Genomic DNA, 17,737 nt, shown 5'->3' on the forward strand with positions numbered 1-17,737 from the left:
CTGCCGAAGCCTTGCACTGCGCCGAGTTGCAGGCAAGTGCGATCGGTGGGATTTGCGAGGCGTGACAAGCTGCACGAACCACCGCCGGACTGCAGAAACGAAGAAGGCCACCCGAGGGTGGCCTTCCTGTCACGCGAGCTGGATCAGACGCTGTAGTACAGGTCGTATTCCAGCGGGTGCACGAAGGTGCGCACCTTGATCTCTTCCTCGGACTTCAGCTCGATGTAGGCATCGATGAACTCGTCGGAGAACACGCCGCCCTTGGTCAGGAACGCGCGGCCCTTGTCCAGCTCTTCCAGGGCTTCCTTCAGGCTGCCGCACACCTGCGGGATCAGCTTGCCTTCTTCCGGCGGCAGGTCGTACAGGTTCTTGTCGGCTGCATCGCCAGGGTGGATCTTGTTCTGGATGCCGTCCAGGCCAGCCATCAGCAGTGCAGCGAAGCACAGGTACGGGTTGGCAGCCGGGTCCGGGAAGCGCGCTTCGATACGACGGGCTTTCGGGCTGGAAACGTACGGAATACGGATCGAGGCGGAACGGTTGCGGGCCGAGTAGGCCAGCATGACCGGTGCTTCGAAGCCCGGGACCAGACGCTTGTAGGAGTTGGTCGACGGGTTGGTGAAACCGTTCAGCGCCTTGCCGTGCTTGATGATGCCGCCGATGAAGTACAGGGCGGTCTCGGACAGGCCGGCATAGCCTTCGCCAGCGAAGGTGTTCTTGCCATCCTTGGAGATGGACATGTGTACGTGCATACCCGAACCGTTGTCGCCATACAGCGGCTTCGGCATGAAGGTCGCGGTCTTGCCATAGGCGTCGGCGACGTTGTGTACGCAGTACTTCAGGGTCTGAACTTCATCAGCCTTGGCAACCAGGGTGTTGAACTTCACGCCGATCTCGTTCTGACCGGCAGTCGCCACTTCGTGGTGGTGAACCTCAACGACCAGGCCCATTTCTTCCATGGCGTTGCACATAGCGGTACGGATTTCGTGGTCGTGATCGCACGGCGGAACCGGGAAGTAGCCGCCCTTGACGGCCGGGCGGTGGCCCTTGTTGCCGCCTTCGACATCCTGGTCGGTCATCCAGGAGCCCTGCTCGGAGTAGATCTTGAACATCGAGCCGGAGATGTCCGACTTGAACTTGACCTGGTCGAAGATGAAGAACTCCGGCTCCGGGCCGACGAATACGGTGTCACCGATGCCGGTGCCTTTCAGGAACTCTTCGGCGCGCTTGGCGATGGAGCGCGGATCGCGGTCGTAGCCCTGCATGGTGCTCGGCTCGACGATGTCGCAGACCAGGATCAGGGTCGGCTCTTCGGTGAACGGATCCAGCACGGCGGTTTCGTCGACCGGCATCAGGATCATGTCGGAGGCTTCGATGCCTTTCCAGCCATGGATGGAGGAGCCGTCGAACATCTTGCCGTGCTCGAAGAAGTCTTCATCCTGGGCATCACGAGCCGGAACGGTGACGTGGTGCTGCTTGCCTTTGGTATCGGTGAAGCGCAGATCAATCCACTTCACATCGTAATCTTTGATCAGTTGAAGCGACTTCGACATGGTGTTCTCCAAGTGGTGGAAGCGTGACAGTGAGCTTCCGAATCAGGGTGAAGCCGGGCGGCGATGTTCCGCCAAGGCGACCTGCCTCACAAGGGAGCAAATTGCATGCCAGTGCTCTTTCTTGGGACTGCAGGCCGCTTGCAGCGCTGCTGCAGCGTTTGCGCGTCTCAAAGCGTAGCTGCTGCACTGGATTGATGCGCGGCATTGGTGCGGCTTGCCGGTAATGTGCATTCTTTTGGTGCGTTCTGCTGCGTTTGAAGAAAGCGGTTAAATGTTGAGCAGTTTCCGCTATACTCCGCGCCCCTCTTTTCCTGCCACATCGGCGCCGCGCTGTTTCCATGAAGCTGATCGTCAAGGTTTTCCCCGAAATCACCATCAAGAGCCCGCCGGTGCGCAAGGGCTTCATTCGCCAATTGGCGAAGAACATCCGCACCGTGCTGCGCGAGCTCGATCCCGACCTGCGGGTCGAGGGCGTGTGGGACAACATCGAGGTGGAAACCGTGCGCAGCGAGCCGAAGCTGCTGCGCGAGATGATCGAGCGCCTGCGCTGCACGCCCGGCATCGCCCATTGCCTGGAAGTGCACGAGTACCCGCTGGGCGATCTCGACGACATCGTCGCCAGATGCAAGGCGCACTACGCCGAGCGCCTGCCGGGCAAGATCTTCGCCGTGCGCTGCAAGCGTGCCGGCAAGCATCCGTTCAGCTCCATGGACGTCGAGCGCCACGTTGGCAGCCAGCTGCGCCAGCAGTGCGGCGCCGCCGGTATTTCGCTGAAAACACCGGAAGTCGAAGTGCGCATGGAGATCCGCGACCAGCGCCTGTTCGTCGTGCACGAGCAGCATGACGGCATCGGCGGCTACCCGCTGGGTGCGCTGGAGCAGACCCTGGTATTGATGTCCGGTGGCTTCGATTCCACCGTGGCCGCCTATCAGATGATGCGCCGCGGGCTGATGACGCATTTCTGCTTCTTCAATCTCGGCGGGCGTGCCCACGAGCTGGGCGTGATGGAAGTCGCTCATTATCTGTGGAAGAAGTACGGCAGCTCGCACCGCGTGCTGTTCATCAGCGTGCCGTTCGAGGAAGTGGTCGGTGAAATCCTGCAGAAGGTCGACAACAGCCAGATGGGCGTCGTCCTCAAGCGCATGATGCTGCGCGTCTCGACGCAGATCGCCGAGCGCCTGCACATCGACGCGCTGGTCACCGGCGAGGCGATCTCGCAGGTCTCCAGCCAGACCCTGCCGAATCTCTCGGTAATCGACTCGGCCACCGACATGCTGGTGCTGCGTCCGCTGGTCGCCAGCCACAAGCAGGACATCATCGACACCGCGTTCGAGATCGGCACCGCCGAGTTCGCCAAGAACATGCCCGAGTACTGCGGCGTGATCTCGAAGAACCCGACCACCAAGGCCAAGCGCTATCGTATAGAGCACGAAGAAAAGCAGTTCGACATGGCTATCCTGGAACGTGCGCTGGCGAATGCCCGCCAGGTCGCCATCGACCGCGTGATCGACGAGCTGGGCCAGGATTTGCAGGTGGAAGAAGTCGTCGAGCCGAGCGCCGGCCAGGTGATCATCGACATTCGTCACCCCGATGCCGCCGAGGACGAACCGCTCGAGCTGGCGGGCATCGAAGTACAAACGCTGCCGTTCTACGCGCTGAACAACCGCTTCAAGGAGCTGGATGAAAACCGCCAGTACCTGCTGTATTGCGACAAAGGTGTCATGAGCCGCCTGCATGCTCACCATCTGCTGAGCGAGGGGCATGTCAATGTACGCGTCTATCGTCCGGCCTGACTCATCGGTGAAACAGCCGGGGCTGCTTGGCGGCAGCATCCGCCACCGCCCTCCCGACCGGCACTGATCGCAAGGCCAGGCCGTACAACCCTCGGACAGACTGTCTTCGTCCGGACTACTTCCAGCTTCCAGCCTCAGCTCGAAGCTATCTACAGAGAAAAGAATCAGTGATCGAGAATCTACGCAACATCGCCATCATCGCCCACGTCGACCATGGCAAGACCACCCTCGTCGACAAGCTGCTGCGTCTGTCCGGTACCCTGGACCGCAAGGAGCTGGAAAACGAGCGCGTGATGGACTCCAACGACCAGGAAAAGGAACGCGGCATCACCATCCTGGCGAAGAACACCGCGCTGAAGTGGAACGGCTACAACATCAACATCGTCGACACCCCCGGCCACGCCGACTTCGGCGGTGAAGTCGAGCGCGTGATGAGCATGGTTGACTCCGTACTGCTGGTGGTCGACGCCCAGGACGGCCCCATGCCGCAGACCCGCTTCGTGACCCAGAAGGCGTTCAAGGCCGGCCTGCGTCCGATCGTCGTGGTGAACAAGATCGACCGTCCGGGCGCGCGTCCTGACTGGGTTATCGACCAGATCTTCGACCTGTTCGACAACCTCGGCGCCACCGACGAGCAGCTGGACTTCCCGATCGTCTACGCCAGTGCCCTGAACGGCATTGCCGGCATGGACCACGAGAAGATGGACGACAACATGGATGCCCTGTTCCAGGCCATCATCGACCACGTTCCGTCGCCGAAAGTAGACCTCGACGGTCCTTTCCAGATGCAGATCTCGCAGCTGGACTACAACAGCTTCCTCGGCGTGATCGGCATCGGCCGCATCGCTCGCGGCACCATCAAGGCCAACAGCCCGGTTACCGCCATCGGTGCCGACGGCAAGAAGCGCAACGGCCGCATCCTCAAAATCATGGGCCACTCCGGTTTGCAGCGCGTCGAAGTCCAGGAAGCCGAAGCTGGCGACATCGTCTGCGTATCCGGCATGGACGAGCTGTACATCTCCGACACCCTGTGCGACCAGAACGCCGTCGAGGCCCTGCCGCCGCTGACCGTCGACCAGCCGACCGTGAGCATGACCTTCCAGGTCAACGACTCGCCGTTCGCCGGCAAGGAAGGCAAGTTCGTCACCAGCCGCAACATCAAGGACCGTCTGGAGAAGGAACTGCTGCACAACGTCGCCCTGCGCGTCGAGCCGGGCGACAGCCCTGAGAAGTTCAAGGTTTCCGGCCGTGGCGAGCTGCACCTGTCGGTGCTGATCGAAACCATGCGTCGTGAAGGCTTCGAGTTGGCCGTTGGCCGTCCGGAAGTGGTGATCATCGAGAACGAGGCCGGCGACAAGCAGGAGCCGTACGAGAACGTCACCATCGACATCGAAGAGCAGCATCAGGGTCCGGTAATGGAGCAGATGGGTCTGCGCAAGGGCGACCTGAGCAACATGGTTCCGGATGGCAAGGGCCGTGTCCGCCTGGAATACACCATCCCGGCGCGTGGCCTGATCGGCTTCCGTAACAACTTCCTGACCCTGACTTCGGGCTCGGGCATCCTGACCTCGACCTTCAGCCACTACGGCGCGATCAAGGCCGGCGAAGTAACCAACCGCCAGAACGGCGTGCTGGTCTCGATGGCCACCGGTACCGCGCTGACCTACTCGCTGGAAACCCTGCAGGCGCGCGGCAAGCTGTTCCTGGCGCCGGGCGACGAGATCTACGAAGGCCAGCTGTGCGGCATCAACAGCCGTGACAACGACCTGGTGCTCAACCCCACCAAGGGCAAGAAGCTCGACAACATGCGTGCTTCCGGCAAGGACGAAGTCATCGCCCTGGTTCCGCCGATCAAGTTCACCCTCGAGCAGGCGCTGGAATTCATCGCCGACGACGAGCTGGTGGAAGTGACGCCGAAGTCGATCCGCCTGCGCAAGAAGTACCTCAACGAGAACGACCGCAAGCGCTTCGAGCGCAGCAAGGTCTGACACCGTTGCGAGACAACAGAAAGGCGCCTTCGGGCGCCTTTTTGCTGTCTGGCGATTGCCGGGACCGGTGCTCCGGTGTGGTGATCGGGACAGTTGTCACACTGGCCGGTGGGCGATTTCAGAAAAATTGTACAAGACCTCTGCAAGCAGCGTATTTGAGCCTGCGATATTTCACTGCGAACACTGGAGCGCTCTTATTCCGCCGCTTTCGGCCGGCAGTTCGTCGATAAAACTTGTACAAGTAATGTCGCGGCGACATTATGTTGTACAAGTTTTGCCCCGCTCTGAGTATCGCTCGGAGCATCAACGACTGACTGAATGGCTGCCTCGCAGTCTGGCTAGAGGAGTGTTCGATGAACAAGCAGATGTCGGTATCCATGCGCCTGGGCCTGGGGTTTCTGGTGATCCTGGCGCTGATGGTGGCGGTCGCCGTGGTCAGTGCGCTCAAAGTCGACGTCATCGACCGCAGCATGAGCCAGATCAGCTCGCAGGCCGGCCTGAAGCAACGCTATGCGATCAACTTCCGCGGCAGCGTGCACGATCGTGCGATTGCCGTGCGGGACGCCGTCAGTGCGGCCGATCCGGCGTTCGCCCGTGAGCAGGTGGCGGAGATCGAGCGGCTAGCGCAGCTGTACACCGATTCGGCGCAGCCGATGAAGGCGATGCTTGCGCAGCCCTCCGCCGATGCCGTGGAAAAGCAGCTGATGCTGCAGATCGAAACCATCGAGACGAAGACAACGCGCTGACCCAGCAGGTGGTCGAACTGCGCTTCAGCGAGGGCTCGGGGCGCGCCTACGAATTCCTCCTGGAAAACGTCGCCGGGGCCTATAGCGAATGGCTGCGGCTGATCAACGCGTTCATCGATCACCAGGAATCGAGCATCAATCAGGACGTGACCGTGGTCCGCGAGACCGCCAGCGGCTTCCTTGCGCTTATCGTCACGGTGACCGGTGTGGCGGTCCTGCTGGGTGTGGCCATCGCCGTGGTGATCATTCGCAAGCTGCGTTCGACCCTCGGTGCCGAGCCCGACGAGGTGGCGCGCGTGATCGGCAACCTGGCCAATGGCGATCTGGGTCAGCTGATCGTCACGCCATACCCAGACAGCGTCATGGGTGCGACGGCGAAGATGGCCAGCCGGCTGACCTCGATCATCGCCGAGGTGCGCGCGGCCGCCGATGGCGTCGGCGTCGCCTCGGGTGAATTGCGTACCTCATCGGCGAACAGCAATCAGCAGATCCAGCACCAGTCGGCCGAGGCTGAGCAGGTCGCCACGGCGATCAACCAGATGGCCACGACGGTGAACGAGGTCGCGAGCTTCGCCGCCCGTGCCGCGGCTGCGGCGAAGAGCGCCGACGAGCAGGTCGAGACCGGTACGCGGATCGTCGGCGAGACGGCCATCTCCATCCATAACCTGGCCAAGGTGCTGGAGAGCGCGACCGAAACCGTCAATCAGGTCTCGGCGCAAAGCGGCGACATCGAGAAGATCCTGCAGGTCATCACCGCCATCGCCGAGCAGACCAACCTGCTCGCGCTCAACGCCGCAATCGAGGCGGCCCGTGCCGGCGAGCATGGCCGTGGTTTCGCGGTGGTGGCCGACGAGGTGCGCTCGCTGGCCAACCGCACGCAGCTGTCGTCCAGCGAGATCAGCGAGATGATCGCCTCGCTGCAGGCTGGCGCTGGCAGGGCGGTGGAGGTAATGCAGTCGAGCAAGCTGCTGGCGCAGCAGACCGTCGAACAGACGCTGCAGGCGGAAAATGCGCTGACCAAGATTCGTCAGGAAGTGGGCTCGATCAACGAGATGAACGCGCAGATCGCGACGGCTTCCGAGGAGCAGAGCGCGGTGGCGGAAGAGGTCAACCAGAGCGTCACGCGCATCCACGACTCGACTGTCGCCAGTTCCGCTGCATCGAATCAGGTGGCGTCCTCCAGCCAGGACCTGACCATGCTGGCCGAGGAGCTGAATCGGCGGGTCAACTACTTCCGCGGTTGACGCAGCCCGTTCGCCGAACAAAAAAGCCCCGACCGCAAGGCCGGGGCTTTTTCATTCCAGGATCACCGTCGCTCAGGTAAAGAACAGTGGCACCACCACGCTGGAGATCAGCAGGATCAGCGCGCCGCCCAGGCGCGAGGATATCTGTGCGAAGGGCATCAGCGACATGCGACGCGCGGCGGACAATACCGCGACATCACCGGTGCCGCCCATGTTGGCCATGCACAGCCCGGCGGTGATCGCCGATTCAATCGGGTAGAAGCCCATCAATTTGCCCACCAAGCCCGCGCCGAAGGCGGCACCGGCGACCACGGCGAAAACGATCAGCACATAGGTCAGCGAGATGGCGTCGATCACCTGGCCGAGGTCGGTGAAGGCCACGCCGATGCCGAACAGCAGGGCGAAGGTCCAGTTGCGCGCGACGAAGCGGAACCACTGGGAGGCGGCGTCGTTGATCGATTCGGGCACCAGGTTGCTCACCTTGAGCAGCGCCACCAGCACGATCATCAGGGCGTAGGGATGCAGCGGCACGAACTCGCCGAGAATCTGCCCGGCGACGAAGAAGCTCAGCGCCGCGACCAGACCGACGCCCAGCGCCGGCAGGGTAATAGGCCCTTCCTTCTCGTTGCCGTCCACGCCGGGCATCATCTGGCCGTTGCCGGTCAGCGATGGATAGCGGTTGCCGAGGCCATTGAGCAGCCCGGCGATGATGATCGCGAAGACGTTGCCCAGCGCCAGGGCGGGCACCAGGATCGAGATGTAGTAGCTGGCCGGCTGGCCGAGCAGCTGCTCGTAGATCTGGCTCATCGGTACCGCGCCGGCGCCCATGCCGCCGCCCATGATGGGCATGGCGATGACCACCACCGCATCCTGCGGCGAGAAACCCAGCAGCGCGCCCACGGCCATGGCGAACAGCGCGGCGAACAACACCGAGCAGAGCAGCGGCAACGCGTAGCGCGAGCCGACCTTGACCAGCACCTTGGCGTCCATGCCGAGGATGCTGCCGGTGATCAGCGCGGCGATATAGAAGTCTAGAAAGCCGCCGCCCTTCATGAAGCTGGCGACGTCATCGGCCACGGCTGCCGGCAGCCAGCCGGAATAGACCATCGCCGCGGCGCCGAACAGCGCCAGGATCGCGCCGCCGCCGAGGTAGGTCTTGATGATCGGTAGTCGGTCACCGGCGAAGCCAAGCAGCTCGCCGAGCAGCATCATCACCAGCAGCGCGCCGATCATGCCGCTGGGCAGCGTGTCGGTAGCGATGGCGGCGGCCATGACGAGCAACGCGATGGCGAACAGAGGCAACGGCAGGTTGAAGATGCGTTGGGACAGCAGGGGAATGTTCGGGCTGCCTTCAGGCACGGCAGCGCTCAGCGTGGTCCGATTCATTGTTGTACTCCTTCGAACGTGGCGGCCAGGCGGCGCACGTACGGGTGATGTTTGCGAATGCGCGGTCGGACAACCACGCCGGGGCTACCTTAAGCAGAGATTCTTCGCGGCCAATGTTTGGCGAAGTTAAAAAACCATTACGAAACTAAAAAAAGTGGAGCCGAGCTTGACCCTGGAGCACAGGGCTGGCTCGATCCGGCCCTCTAGCGCGGCGCGTCGAGCGTCCGCTCATGCACTGGAGTGATGGCTGTGCGCTTGCGCCTGAATACGCTGATCTCGCTGCTGGTCGCCGTCATGGTGGTGCTGGCGCTGGCGCTCGCCCTCTGGCTGTTCAACGTGCAGCTGCAGGACACCCTCGAAGAGGGGCAGGCTTCGCGGGTGACCAACCTGGCGCAGAGCGTCGCCGCACGCACCGATGTGCAGCGAGCGCTGGCCAACCCGGATGCCGAATTCAGTCCCGATAATCCGCTGCAACGGGACATCGATGGCCTGCGCCAGCGCCTGGGCGTGGACTTCATCGTGGTGATGAACCCGCGTGCCCAGCGCCTGACGCACCCGGAGCCTGCCCGCATCGGCCAGGCCTTTCGCGGTGACGACGAAGGCCCGGCGCTGACCGGCGAGACCTATGCCTCGCGTGCCGATGGCAGTCTGGGGCGCAGTATTCGCGGTTTCGCTCCGGTGCTGAACGACGAGGGAGCGGTGCTCGGTGCCGTCTCGGTGGGGGTCACCCTGGCTTCGCTCGGCGAGCTGCTCAAGGCTCATCAGCGCGGCGTGGTGCTCGGTGTACTGGCGTTGATGCTGGTCACCGCCCTCGGTGCGCACCTGCTGGCACGCTATATCAAGCGCGTGCTGCTGGGGCTGGAACCCTATGAGATCACCTGGCTGGTGGAGGAGCGTCAGGCGATGCTGGCCTCGGTGCGCGAAGGCGTTCTGGCGGTCGACGACCAGGCGCGCATCACCCTGGTCAACCCCGCCGCCGAGCGCCTGCTGGCCAGCACCGGCCTCGGCAAACCACCGCTGGGCCGGCCGATCGCCGAATACCTGCCCAACAGTGGCCTGCCCGAGGTGCTGGCCAGCGCAACCGAGCAGCGGGATCGTGAGTTCAGCCTCAACGGTCGGGCGATCCTCGCCAATCGTGCGCCGATCCGTCATCAGGGCCGGGTGATCGGCGCCATCGCGACCTTCCGCGACAAGAGCGAAGTCAACGCCCTGGCCGAGCAGCTGACCGGTGTCAGCCGCTATGCCGAAGCGCTGCGGGCGGCGACCCACGAATTCAAGAACAAGCTGCACGTGCTGCTCGGGCTGGCACAGATGGGTGATCTGGATGCCCTGCGCGCCTATCTGCGCGACCTCGCCGATCACCAGCTGGCGCCGGCGACATCACTGGTCGAGGGGATCGGTGAACCGGTGCTGGCGGGCTTTCTGCTCGGCAAGCAGAGCGAGGCCCGCGAGCGCGGCATCCTCTTTCAGACGGATGTCGAACACCCGGTGCCGGCCGCCGTGCCCGAGCAGATCCATGGCCTGGTGACCATCCTCGGCAACCTGCTGGAGAACGCCTTCGAAGCGGTGGCCGACGAGGACGAGCGACGGGTCAACCTGACGCTGGACTACGACGAAGCGCTGCTCTCGCTGCACGTGCAGGACAGCGGTGGCGGAATCGAAGCCGCAGTGCGCGAGCAGATCTTCCAGCGCGGCGTATCCACCAAGGGCGAGCGGCGTGGCATCGGCCTGGCCGCGGTGCAGGAACAGGTCGAGGCCTGGGGCGGCAGCCTGGCGGTGTATTCCGAGGCCGGTCGTGGCAGCCTGTTCGAGGTTGAATTGCCCTATCGGAGCGCCGCGGGAGACGTCGAATCATGAAAGCAGTCATGCGCGTGCTGATCGTCGAGGACGACCCGATGGTCATGCGCCTGAACGTCGATTACCTGGCCCGGCTCGAGGGCGTCGAGCTGGTCGGCCAGTGCGAGAGCGTGCCGGCCGCGCTCGAGTTGCTGGAGCGCGAGGCGGTGGACCTGCTGCTGCTCGACGTCTACCTGCGCAATCGCTCCGGGCTGGAGGTGCTGCGCCATCTGCGCGCGCAGGACCGCAACACCGATGCCGTGCTGATCACCGCCGCTTCGGAGATCGAGACCGTGCGCGCGGCGCAACGCCTCGGCGCGCGGGATTACCTGGTCAAACCGTTCAGTTTCGAGCGCTTCCGCGATGCGGTCGAGGCCTGCCGCCGTGCCCGCGATGCGCTGTCCCGCCTGCCGGATCAGCTCGGCCAGGGCGATATCGACCGGCTGTTCAGCCAGGCGCCCGCCACCGACCTGCGCCGCCCCGGCGACCTGCCCAAGGGGCTGACACCGGCATCGCTGGCGCAGGTGGCGCAGGCGATCCTGGCGCTGGACGAGGACGGTTTCACCAGCGAAACGCTGCTGTCTGCCACCGGCATGTCACGGGTATCGGTACGCAAGTACCTCAAGCATCTGAGCGATGCACAGCTGCTGGAAGAATCCTTTCACTACGGGCAGATCGGCCGGCCCTCGTTTCGCTATCGCTGCCTGGACCGCGCTGCGTTGCAGCGGCTGGTGCAGGGCTAGGGTTCTGCTGCAGAGGACGGCTCATGCAGCGCGCCGATGATCCCGCCGAGCAGTCGGTGCAGCGCGTCGCGATGCCCCATGGCGCCGCTGGAGGGCTGCTGGGTGTTGGAGGTCATCACCACCGTCATCTCGAGGCCCGGCACCACGTAGACCATCTGTCCGCCATAACCCCAGCCATAGCGGACCGTTTCTCCGCCCAGCTCGGTGATGAACCAGCCATAGCCGTAGCCGTGCCCGGTGTAGCGCGAGCGGGTGCGCGGTGTCCAGGACGCTTCTATCCAGTCCTGCGACAGCAATCGCTCGCCGGATGCGCTGAGCCCGCCGCGGCGGTAGAGCTCGCCGAAGGCCAGCAGCGAGCGTGGCGTCATCGCCATCTCGTTGCCGCCCAGGTAGATGCCCTGCGGGTCGCGCGTCCAGGCGCTGATGGTGAAGCCGTCGAGTGGCGCCAGCCACTGTCGCGCCAGCTGCAATGTGGATTTGCCGGTGCGCCGCGTAAGGATTGCCGAGAGCAGATGGCTGGAGCCCGTCGAATAGATCATCGCCGTGCCGGGGTCGGCCTCGAACGGTCGTGCCAGTGCCGCACGAACCCAGTTGCGACTCGCCACCCAGGCGCCGTAATTGCGCCCGGAGGTCGATCCGAGCCCGGCCTGCATGCTCAGCAGGTTGCCAACCGTCACCTGCTGCAGACGTGGATCGGGCTTGCCGGGCAGGTCGGCTGGCAGCAGCTCCGCAATGGGCTGCTCGACGCTCTCGATGACGCCCTTGTCGATGGCGATGCCGACCAGTGCGGAAATCACCGCTTTGGACGCGGATTTGATGTTGCTCGGCGTGGTCGTGCGATGGCCGTGGTAACCGCGCTCGGCAAGGATCTCGCCACGCTGGGCGATGATCAGGGTTTGCAGCTGCTCCAGGCGCTCGGCCTGCGCGAGTACGGCGGTCAGCCGGGTATCGGCGACTGCCAGCGGGCAGAGAAGGAACAGCATCGCCAGGCAGAGTGCGCGGCGAGGGCGGGGACTCGATGGGTGCAGGAGGCGCAGGGCAAGTGAGTGCATGCAGGGTTCGACCCTGGCCTGGCGCCACCGTGCAATCCGGGAGCCGGGCGGCGGTCCGGCTCTCGGATGCCGAGCGAGGTTACTGGCGAATCCAGGTCTGCGTACGGCCCAGCGCCTCGATGCCGATGTAGCCGCGGACCTCCAGCTTGTCGCCGCCTTCGACCAGCCTGGCCTTGGCGCGGTAGGTCTTGCCCTTGGCCGGGTCAAGGATGGTACCGTCGCTCCAGGCCTGCTCGCCGTCCGGCTTGAGGTCCCAGAGAATGGTCATGCCGGTGATGGGCTGATCCTTGCGCTCGCCGTCGCATTCGCTGCAAACCGGGTTCGGTCCGTGATCCGATTTCAGGATTTCGGCGACCTTGCCGCTCAGCGTGCCGTCAGCGGCCTGCTGGATTTCGACGATGGACTTGGGCTTGCCGGTTTCGTCGTCGATGGTCTGCCAGCGGCCGGCAGGCGATTCGGCGGCAAAAGCCAGTGAAGAGAGCGAGAGTGGCAGGGCCAGCAGCAGGGCATTGAAAAGAGGACGCATGGTGTCTCCAGTGATGGAAAAGGCAGCGCCGACTCTAGCACCGGGCATTTGCCTGCACTTGCCCTGGCCGGCTGACCGGTCGGTTCTCGTCGCTTTCGTCATCCTCAGTCGTCCTGATCGCGGGATGGCTGGCGCCCGATCGCGGCCGCCAACGCCAGTGCCACGACCGAGCTGTGTGCGGCGTTGGTGCCGTGGTTGGCTCCCGGAAACAGCTGGAATTCGCTGTGCAGGCCGCGCCCGGACAGCCGCTGCAGGCGGTCGATCAGGTCCCGGGCATTGCCGACCATGCGCCGCTCGGCCATATGGCGCTGGCGCGGGTCGTCCATGGCGGCACCCGCCGCGGGCTGTTCGGCACCGCCAGCCGTGACCAGCAGGCGCGCGGCGACAGGCTGGTCCGCGAGCTGCCGTTCGAACGCTTCGAGCGTGCGTTCGACATAGCCCTGGTACCACCAGATCGACGGGCTGGCGGCCACATAGCCCTGAAATGCCTGCGGCTTGGTGAACAGTGTGTAGAGGGTGAACAGGCCGCCGTAGGAATGACCGAACAGGGTCTGCCGTCGGGCGTCGACCGGGTAGCGCTGGGCGATCTGCGGTTTGAGTTCGTCCTCGATAAAGGCCAGAAAGTCATCGGCACCGCCCGATGGCGGCGGTTCGCGGCCCGGCAGGCGCTGGCGATCGTCAGCTTTGGGCGTGTAATCCTCGGCGCGCGCTTTGAAGTCGTACAGGGCCTCGCCGGGGTAGCCGATGCCAACCACCAGTACCGAATCGCGAAGATTAGGGTCAGGCCGATCCTCCAGCGCCTGGGCCTGGATCGCCAGCCCCGGAAACAGGGCATTGCCATCCAGCACATAGAGCACCGGATAGCCACCCGGCGGTGGCGCGTGTCGCGGCTCCGAGACGAAGATGCGGTAGTCCTTGCCAGTGCGTTGCGAATGCAGGTCACGCTGGCTGCTGTGCGGTAGCTGAATTGGCTGCCAGCCGGCTGCTTCCCCGGCGTGTGCCTGTACGGCGGCAAGCCCCAGACTGGCGAGCACGGCGAGCAGGGCGCCTTTCATGGCTCGACCTGCCTGTGGCCTGGCGGTAGCGGTCCGTCCAGCCAGTTCACCTTCAGTGCTTCCTCACCCGAGAAGCGATGGAGGTGGTCGTCGATGACGAAGCGCAGGCGCTTTTCCGCCTCGCCGGCCGCGGCCTGGCAGTCGATCAGCAGTCGCTCGTCATCGGCGAGCATCCGGCACTGGCCGAAGGCGAATTCGACCTGCGCCTGACGTTCGTCCAGCTGGACTTCGGCCTTGTGCGCGAAGTGTTTGCACAGCCGCATCATGTTGCGTGACGCGCGGGGTGTCGCCACCTGGGCGTGAAACTGGGGCATGGTGATCTCCGGAAGTCAGCCGCCGACGCCTACGGGCGCAAGCGGCCAGGTGGATCAGAACTCGTAACGGGCGCCCACCGTGAAGCTGCGCGACGGGCCGTAGAAGTTGAAGGTGCCGACGCTGCCAACCCGCGAAACGTATTTGCGGTCGAGCAGGTTGTTCACGTCGAAGGTGCCGGTCAGCTTGTCGGTGATCGGGTAGGACAGCTTGGCATCCACCACTGCATATCCCGGTGCGCTGAGGCGCGGGCTGCCGGCGCGTTCGATGTAGTAGTCGCTCATCGCGGTCACACCACCACCGATCCCCAGGCCGCGCAGGGCACCGCCGGGCAGGGTGTACTTGGTCCACAGCGAGGCCTGGTGCTGGGGCATCAGCGCAAAGAGCGCGTTGTCGTCACCGGCCAGGTTCTCGGTCTTCATGTAGGTGTAGCCGGCCAGCACTTCCCAGTCGGGGGTCAGGTAGCCGCTGACTTCCAATTCGCCACCGCGGATGCGGGTCTTGCCGGTGGCCTCGTAGACGCCGCTGATCGGCGCGCCGCTGTCATCAATGGCGCCGGCCGCGCGGTTCTCGTCGGTGAGCTGGAAGGCGGTGATGCGCGCGTTCAGGTCGCCGCCGAAATAGCTGCCCTTGATGCCGACCTCGTACTGTTCGCCTTCGCGCGGGTCGATGATGCGGCCGTCGGCACCGGCCTCGCTCTGCGGCTTGAATACCTGCGAGTAGCTGGCGTAGAGGGAGTGCTGGTCATCCAGATCGAACACCAGGCCGCCGTAGGGCGTGACATAGCCGGACTCGCGCACATCCTGCGTGGCGCTGCTGTTCTCGCCTTCGAAGCTGCTGACCCGCGCGCCACCGATCAGCGCCAGGCGCTGGATCGGGCGGAAGGTCAGCTTGGCGTAGAGGCCGGCTTCGCGCTCGTCGGTTTCGGTCGGTGTGCCGAAGGTGACGTTCGGCTTGCTGGTGTCGCCCGGCTGGTAGCTGGCGACGTCGATGGCGCCGAGATTGCCGCGGGCGTCCGCGTACTCGGTCTCGTAGCGTTTGAAATCGCTGCCGATGACGAACTCGCTGACCTGCCCGAGCAGCTCGAACGGCTGGCTGTAGTTGGCATCGACGGCGAGGGTGTCCTGCTCCAGATCGCGGGCGGTGTAGGCCAGGCTGGTCGCGCCGCTGTTGACGTTGCGCGCGGTGAAGGCATAGAGGTAATCGGTCGCGCGCCTGGAGCCGCGCACCGCCACGCGACCGTAGCCGCCATTGTCGAAGCGATGGGTCAGCTCGGCGACGACGTCGGTGCCGCGACTGTCGAAATCACCCCAGTCGGCGCCCAGGTAGGTCGAGCGGCTGAAGTCTTCCAGGCTGCCGTCGATGGCGGCCGGATAGCCGTTGTGCGGGAGGATGTCCTTGGTCTGGTGAATCAGCCCGAAAGACATGACGGTGGCGTCGGACAGGTCGATGTCCAGTGCGCCATAGAAGCTCTCGCTGGTGTTGGCGTTGTAGTCGACCTCGCCGTTAGTGTCGGCGCGGGAGATCACCGTACGGCCGCGCACGCGCCCCTGCTCGTCGAGCGGGCCGGACAGGTCGGCTTCCAGGTAATGGGTGTCCCAGCTGCCGTAGCGCCCGGTCAGGCTGCCCTGGAATTCGCGGGTCGGGCGCTTGCGCACCATGTTGACGATGCCGCCCATCTCGCTGGTGCTGTTGAACAGCCCGGACGGCCCGCGCATGACCTCGACCCGATCGAACGGCGACAGCGACGGCAGCGTGCCGTTGATGCTGGCCATCGGCGCGGGCAGGCCATCGATGTTGAATTCGTCGTACTCGTAGCCGCGCGCATAGATCGACGAGCGCCCGCTGTCGTTGCTCAGGGTGCGCAGGCCGGTGGAGTACTTGGCCAGGTCATCCAGGTTCACGAACTGGCGGTCGCGGATGTAATCGCTGGTGTACACGCTGATCGACTGCGGGATGTCGCGCAGTTCGGCCGGCGTCTTGGTGCCGACGGTGGCGGCCGGCACGGTGTAGCCGCCGCTTTGCTCCGAAGACGGCATGTCGTACAGGCGGTTGCCTTCTACGGTGATGCTCTCCAGCTGCACCGGTTCGGCCTGGGCGGCGACGCTCTGCGCCAGGGCGCTCAACGGAAATGGGGCGAGCAGGCCGGCGAGCAGCAATGGCCTGAGGCTTGAGGTGCGGAGAATTCTGTCCATGGGCGGCTCCTGTCGCAGCGGCGGCGACGTGTTGGCAAACGTTCGCGCTACTTAATGATAATGATTTGCATCAAAAGATGTCGGCGCGTAGTCTGCCACCCAGCCGCTTCGCGAACCTTTGCGGGGCCGAACATTTGCTTTGCAATCCCGTCAGTTCGAGGCGCAGCGCCGCATGAATCAAGCCGATCACATCATTCGTGGCGATGAGTTGCCGGCCATGAGCAGGCCGGGGCTGCGCCTGCCCAACGAGGATGACGACCGCCTGCTCTACGGCCGGGTGAAGTGGGCGCAGCTGCGGGATGGCCTGTCGCTGCACTGGTCCGATTGCGAAGAGCTGCAGGATTTCGTCACCGAAAATGTGGTTGGTCCGCGGGTATCGTTCGTGCTCTTTCTGCAGGGCCAGAGCCGGGTCAGCTATGGCGATCTGTCGCTGACGCTCGGTCAGTCGGCGTCGCAGCGAGCTCCCGAGGGCGTGGCGGTTTCGATGAACGAGCCCGTGCTGTTCCGCCGCCAGGCGCGCCGCGGCAGTCATATCCGCAAGCTGGTGGTGAGCCTGACGCCGGACTGGTTCGAAGGGCGCGGGGAGGGCGTCGACTCGAGCGATGGCGCGATCCGCCGCTTCATGGATAGCCACCTGGCGCCGCGCATCTGGAAACCTTCGGCGCGGCTGCTGACCCTGGCCGAGCAGATGCTCAACCCGCCCGGCTATGACCCGCTGCTTCAGGGCCTGTACCTGGAAAGCCGCGCACTGGACATCGCCTGCGAGGCACTGATCAGCCTGGGTGATGGCTCGGCGTCGGCGGAACAGGGCCTGCGCCCGCAGGAGTACCGCCGCCTGCAACGCCTCCTCGCGCTCCTCGACAGCGGTGAGGCCGACGACTGGACGCTGGAGCGCATCGCCCGGGAGGTGGGCGTCAATGCCACCACGCTGCAGCGGCAGTTTCGCCTGTTCAAGGGCATGACCGTGTTCGAGTACCAGCGTGCCCGCCGGCTGCAACTGGCGCGGGATGCGTTGGAGCGTGAAGGTGCCAGCGTCAATGAGGCCGCCTGGCGCGCCGGCTACAACAGTCCGGCCAACTTCGCCACGGCGTTCAAACGCCAGTTCGGCATCAGCCCGCGGCAGGTGCGGGCGAGGGTTTGAACTGGCTGGGGCTGAGTCGGGCAGGATTCGTTGCCGCGTCCCTTGCCTGATCGGCTCCGGCCATTCGTCGGTTTGCCGCACCGTTAGCCTGTCGCTGCGGATCAGTGGTTGAAGTTTCCCGGCCGAGCGCCGAAAAAGAAGCATCGCTCGACGAGCAACTGCTGCTCTTC

12 protein-coding genes and 1 pseudogene are annotated in these 17,737 nt (G+C 64.5%); 6 read left to right on the plus strand and 7 right to left on the minus strand.

Features of this window, described 5'->3' with window-relative positions:
• Positions 1-143 precede the first annotated feature (143 nt).
• The gene (glnA, locus tag IEG05_RS02000; protein WP_014821904.1) at positions 144-1,550 is read right to left on the minus strand and encodes a glutamate--ammonia ligase; all 1,407 of its coding nucleotides are present in this window, start codon (positions 1,548-1,550) and stop codon (positions 144-146) included.
• A gap of 338 nt (positions 1,551-1,888) precedes the next feature.
• Between glnA and thiI the strand changes: the two genes are divergently transcribed.
• From thiI to IEG05_RS02015, 3 genes and pseudogenes are all read left to right on the plus strand, one after another.
• Positions 1,889-3,343: a tRNA uracil 4-sulfurtransferase ThiI gene (gene thiI, locus IEG05_RS02005; RefSeq protein ID WP_046618520.1), complete on the plus strand. Its 1,455-nt coding sequence runs from the start codon at positions 1,889-1,891 to the stop codon at positions 3,341-3,343.
• A gap of 167 nt (positions 3,344-3,510) precedes the next feature.
• The gene (gene typA, locus IEG05_RS02010) at positions 3,511-5,331 is read left to right on the plus strand and encodes a translational GTPase TypA (protein WP_046618517.1); all 1,821 of its coding nucleotides are present in this window, start codon (positions 3,511-3,513) and stop codon (positions 5,329-5,331) included.
• A 353-nt stretch (positions 5,332-5,684) separates the two neighbouring features.
• Positions 5,685-7,321: pseudogene (locus tag IEG05_RS02015) on the plus strand (methyl-accepting chemotaxis protein).
• Positions 7,322-7,393: 72 nt separating this feature from the next.
• On the opposite strand, the gene IEG05_RS02020 reads toward IEG05_RS02015, so the two are convergent.
• The gene (locus tag IEG05_RS02020; RefSeq protein WP_191121568.1) at positions 7,394-8,707 is read right to left on the minus strand and encodes a 2-hydroxycarboxylate transporter family protein; all 1,314 of its coding nucleotides are present in this window, start codon (positions 8,705-8,707) and stop codon (positions 7,394-7,396) included.
• 249 nt (positions 8,708-8,956) lie between these two features.
• Here IEG05_RS02020 and dcuS point away from each other — a divergent pair, with 249 nt between their 5' ends.
• Both dcuS and IEG05_RS02030 read left to right on the plus strand, forming a co-directional pair.
• The gene (dcuS, locus tag IEG05_RS02025) at positions 8,957-10,564 is read left to right on the plus strand and encodes a DcuS/MalK family sensor histidine kinase (protein WP_191121569.1); all 1,608 of its coding nucleotides are present in this window, start codon (positions 8,957-8,959) and stop codon (positions 10,562-10,564) included.
• Positions 10,561-11,286: a response regulator gene (locus tag IEG05_RS02030; protein WP_044315368.1), complete on the plus strand. Its 726-nt coding sequence runs from the start codon at positions 10,561-10,563 to the stop codon at positions 11,284-11,286. Before dcuS ends, IEG05_RS02030 begins: the two co-directional genes overlap by 4 nt.
• On the opposite strand, the gene IEG05_RS02035 is transcribed toward IEG05_RS02030, so the two are convergent.
• The 5 genes from IEG05_RS02035 to IEG05_RS02055 form a co-directional block, all read right to left on the minus strand.
• On the minus strand, positions 11,283-12,338 hold the full coding sequence (locus IEG05_RS02035) for a serine hydrolase domain-containing protein (RefSeq protein ID WP_224742648.1): 1,056 nt from the start codon (positions 12,336-12,338) through the stop codon (positions 11,283-11,285). The genes IEG05_RS02030 and IEG05_RS02035 overlap by 4 nt on opposite strands.
• Before the next feature lie 79 nt (positions 12,339-12,417).
• Positions 12,418-12,864, minus strand: a complete 447-nt coding sequence (locus tag IEG05_RS02040) for a DUF2147 domain-containing protein (protein WP_125896633.1) — start codon at positions 12,862-12,864, stop codon at positions 12,418-12,420.
• A 104-nt stretch (positions 12,865-12,968) separates the two neighbouring features.
• On the minus strand, positions 12,969-13,919 hold the full coding sequence (locus IEG05_RS02045) for an alpha/beta hydrolase (protein ID WP_191121570.1): 951 nt from the start codon (positions 13,917-13,919) through the stop codon (positions 12,969-12,971).
• Positions 13,916-14,233, minus strand: coding sequence for a DUF2218 domain-containing protein (locus IEG05_RS02050; protein ID WP_191121571.1), 318 nt, complete (start codon positions 14,231-14,233; stop codon positions 13,916-13,918). The genes IEG05_RS02045 and IEG05_RS02050 overlap by 4 nt, the downstream gene beginning before the upstream one ends.
• A gap of 54 nt (positions 14,234-14,287) precedes the next feature.
• On the minus strand, positions 14,288-16,426 hold the full coding sequence (locus IEG05_RS02055) for a TonB-dependent siderophore receptor (protein WP_191121572.1): 2,139 nt from the start codon (positions 16,424-16,426) through the stop codon (positions 14,288-14,290).
• A 172-nt stretch (positions 16,427-16,598) separates the two neighbouring features.
• Here IEG05_RS02055 and IEG05_RS02060 point away from each other — a divergent pair, with 172 nt between their 5' ends.
• Positions 16,599-17,567: a helix-turn-helix transcriptional regulator gene (locus IEG05_RS02060; RefSeq protein ID WP_191121573.1), complete on the plus strand. Its 969-nt coding sequence runs from the start codon at positions 16,599-16,601 to the stop codon at positions 17,565-17,567.
• Positions 17,568-17,737: the final 170 nt, after the last annotated feature.

This window comes from Stutzerimonas kunmingensis, from assembly GCF_014764705.1.
Classification (GTDB): Bacteria; Pseudomonadota; Gammaproteobacteria; order Pseudomonadales; family Pseudomonadaceae; genus Stutzerimonas.

What these genes read in the sequence shown, in the direction of transcription:
- IEG05_RS02030 (WP_044315368.1), top strand. Translation starts at nt 10,561, where the DNA reads ATGAAAGCAGTCATGCGCGTGCTGATCGTCGAGGACGACCCGATGGTC.
- thiI (WP_046618520.1), top strand. Translation starts at nt 1,889, where the DNA reads ATGAAGCTGATCGTCAAGGTTTTCCCCGAAATCACCATCAAGAGCCCG.
- IEG05_RS02060 (WP_191121573.1), top strand. Translation starts at nt 16,599, where the DNA reads ATGAATCAAGCCGATCACATCATTCGTGGCGATGAGTTGCCGGCCATG.
- IEG05_RS02045 (WP_191121570.1), bottom strand. Translation starts at nt 13,919, where the DNA reads ATGAAAGGCGCCCTGCTCGCCGTGCTCGCCAGTCTGGGGCTTGCCGCC.
- IEG05_RS02020 (WP_191121568.1), bottom strand. Translation starts at nt 8,707, where the DNA reads ATGAATCGGACCACGCTGAGCGCTGCCGTGCCTGAAGGCAGCCCGAAC.
- IEG05_RS02055 (WP_191121572.1), bottom strand. Translation starts at nt 16,426, where the DNA reads ATGGACAGAATTCTCCGCACCTCAAGCCTCAGGCCATTGCTGCTCGCC.
- IEG05_RS02050 (WP_191121571.1), bottom strand. Translation starts at nt 14,233, where the DNA reads ATGCCCCAGTTTCACGCCCAGGTGGCGACACCCCGCGCGTCACGCAAC.
- IEG05_RS02035 (WP_224742648.1), bottom strand. Translation starts at nt 12,338, where the DNA reads ATGCACTCACTTGCCCTGCGCCTCCTGCACCCATCGAGTCCCCGCCCT.
- glnA (WP_014821904.1), bottom strand. Translation starts at nt 1,550, where the DNA reads ATGTCGAAGTCGCTTCAACTGATCAAAGATTACGATGTGAAGTGGATT.
- IEG05_RS02040 (WP_125896633.1), bottom strand. Translation starts at nt 12,864, where the DNA reads ATGCGTCCTCTTTTCAATGCCCTGCTGCTGGCCCTGCCACTCTCGCTC.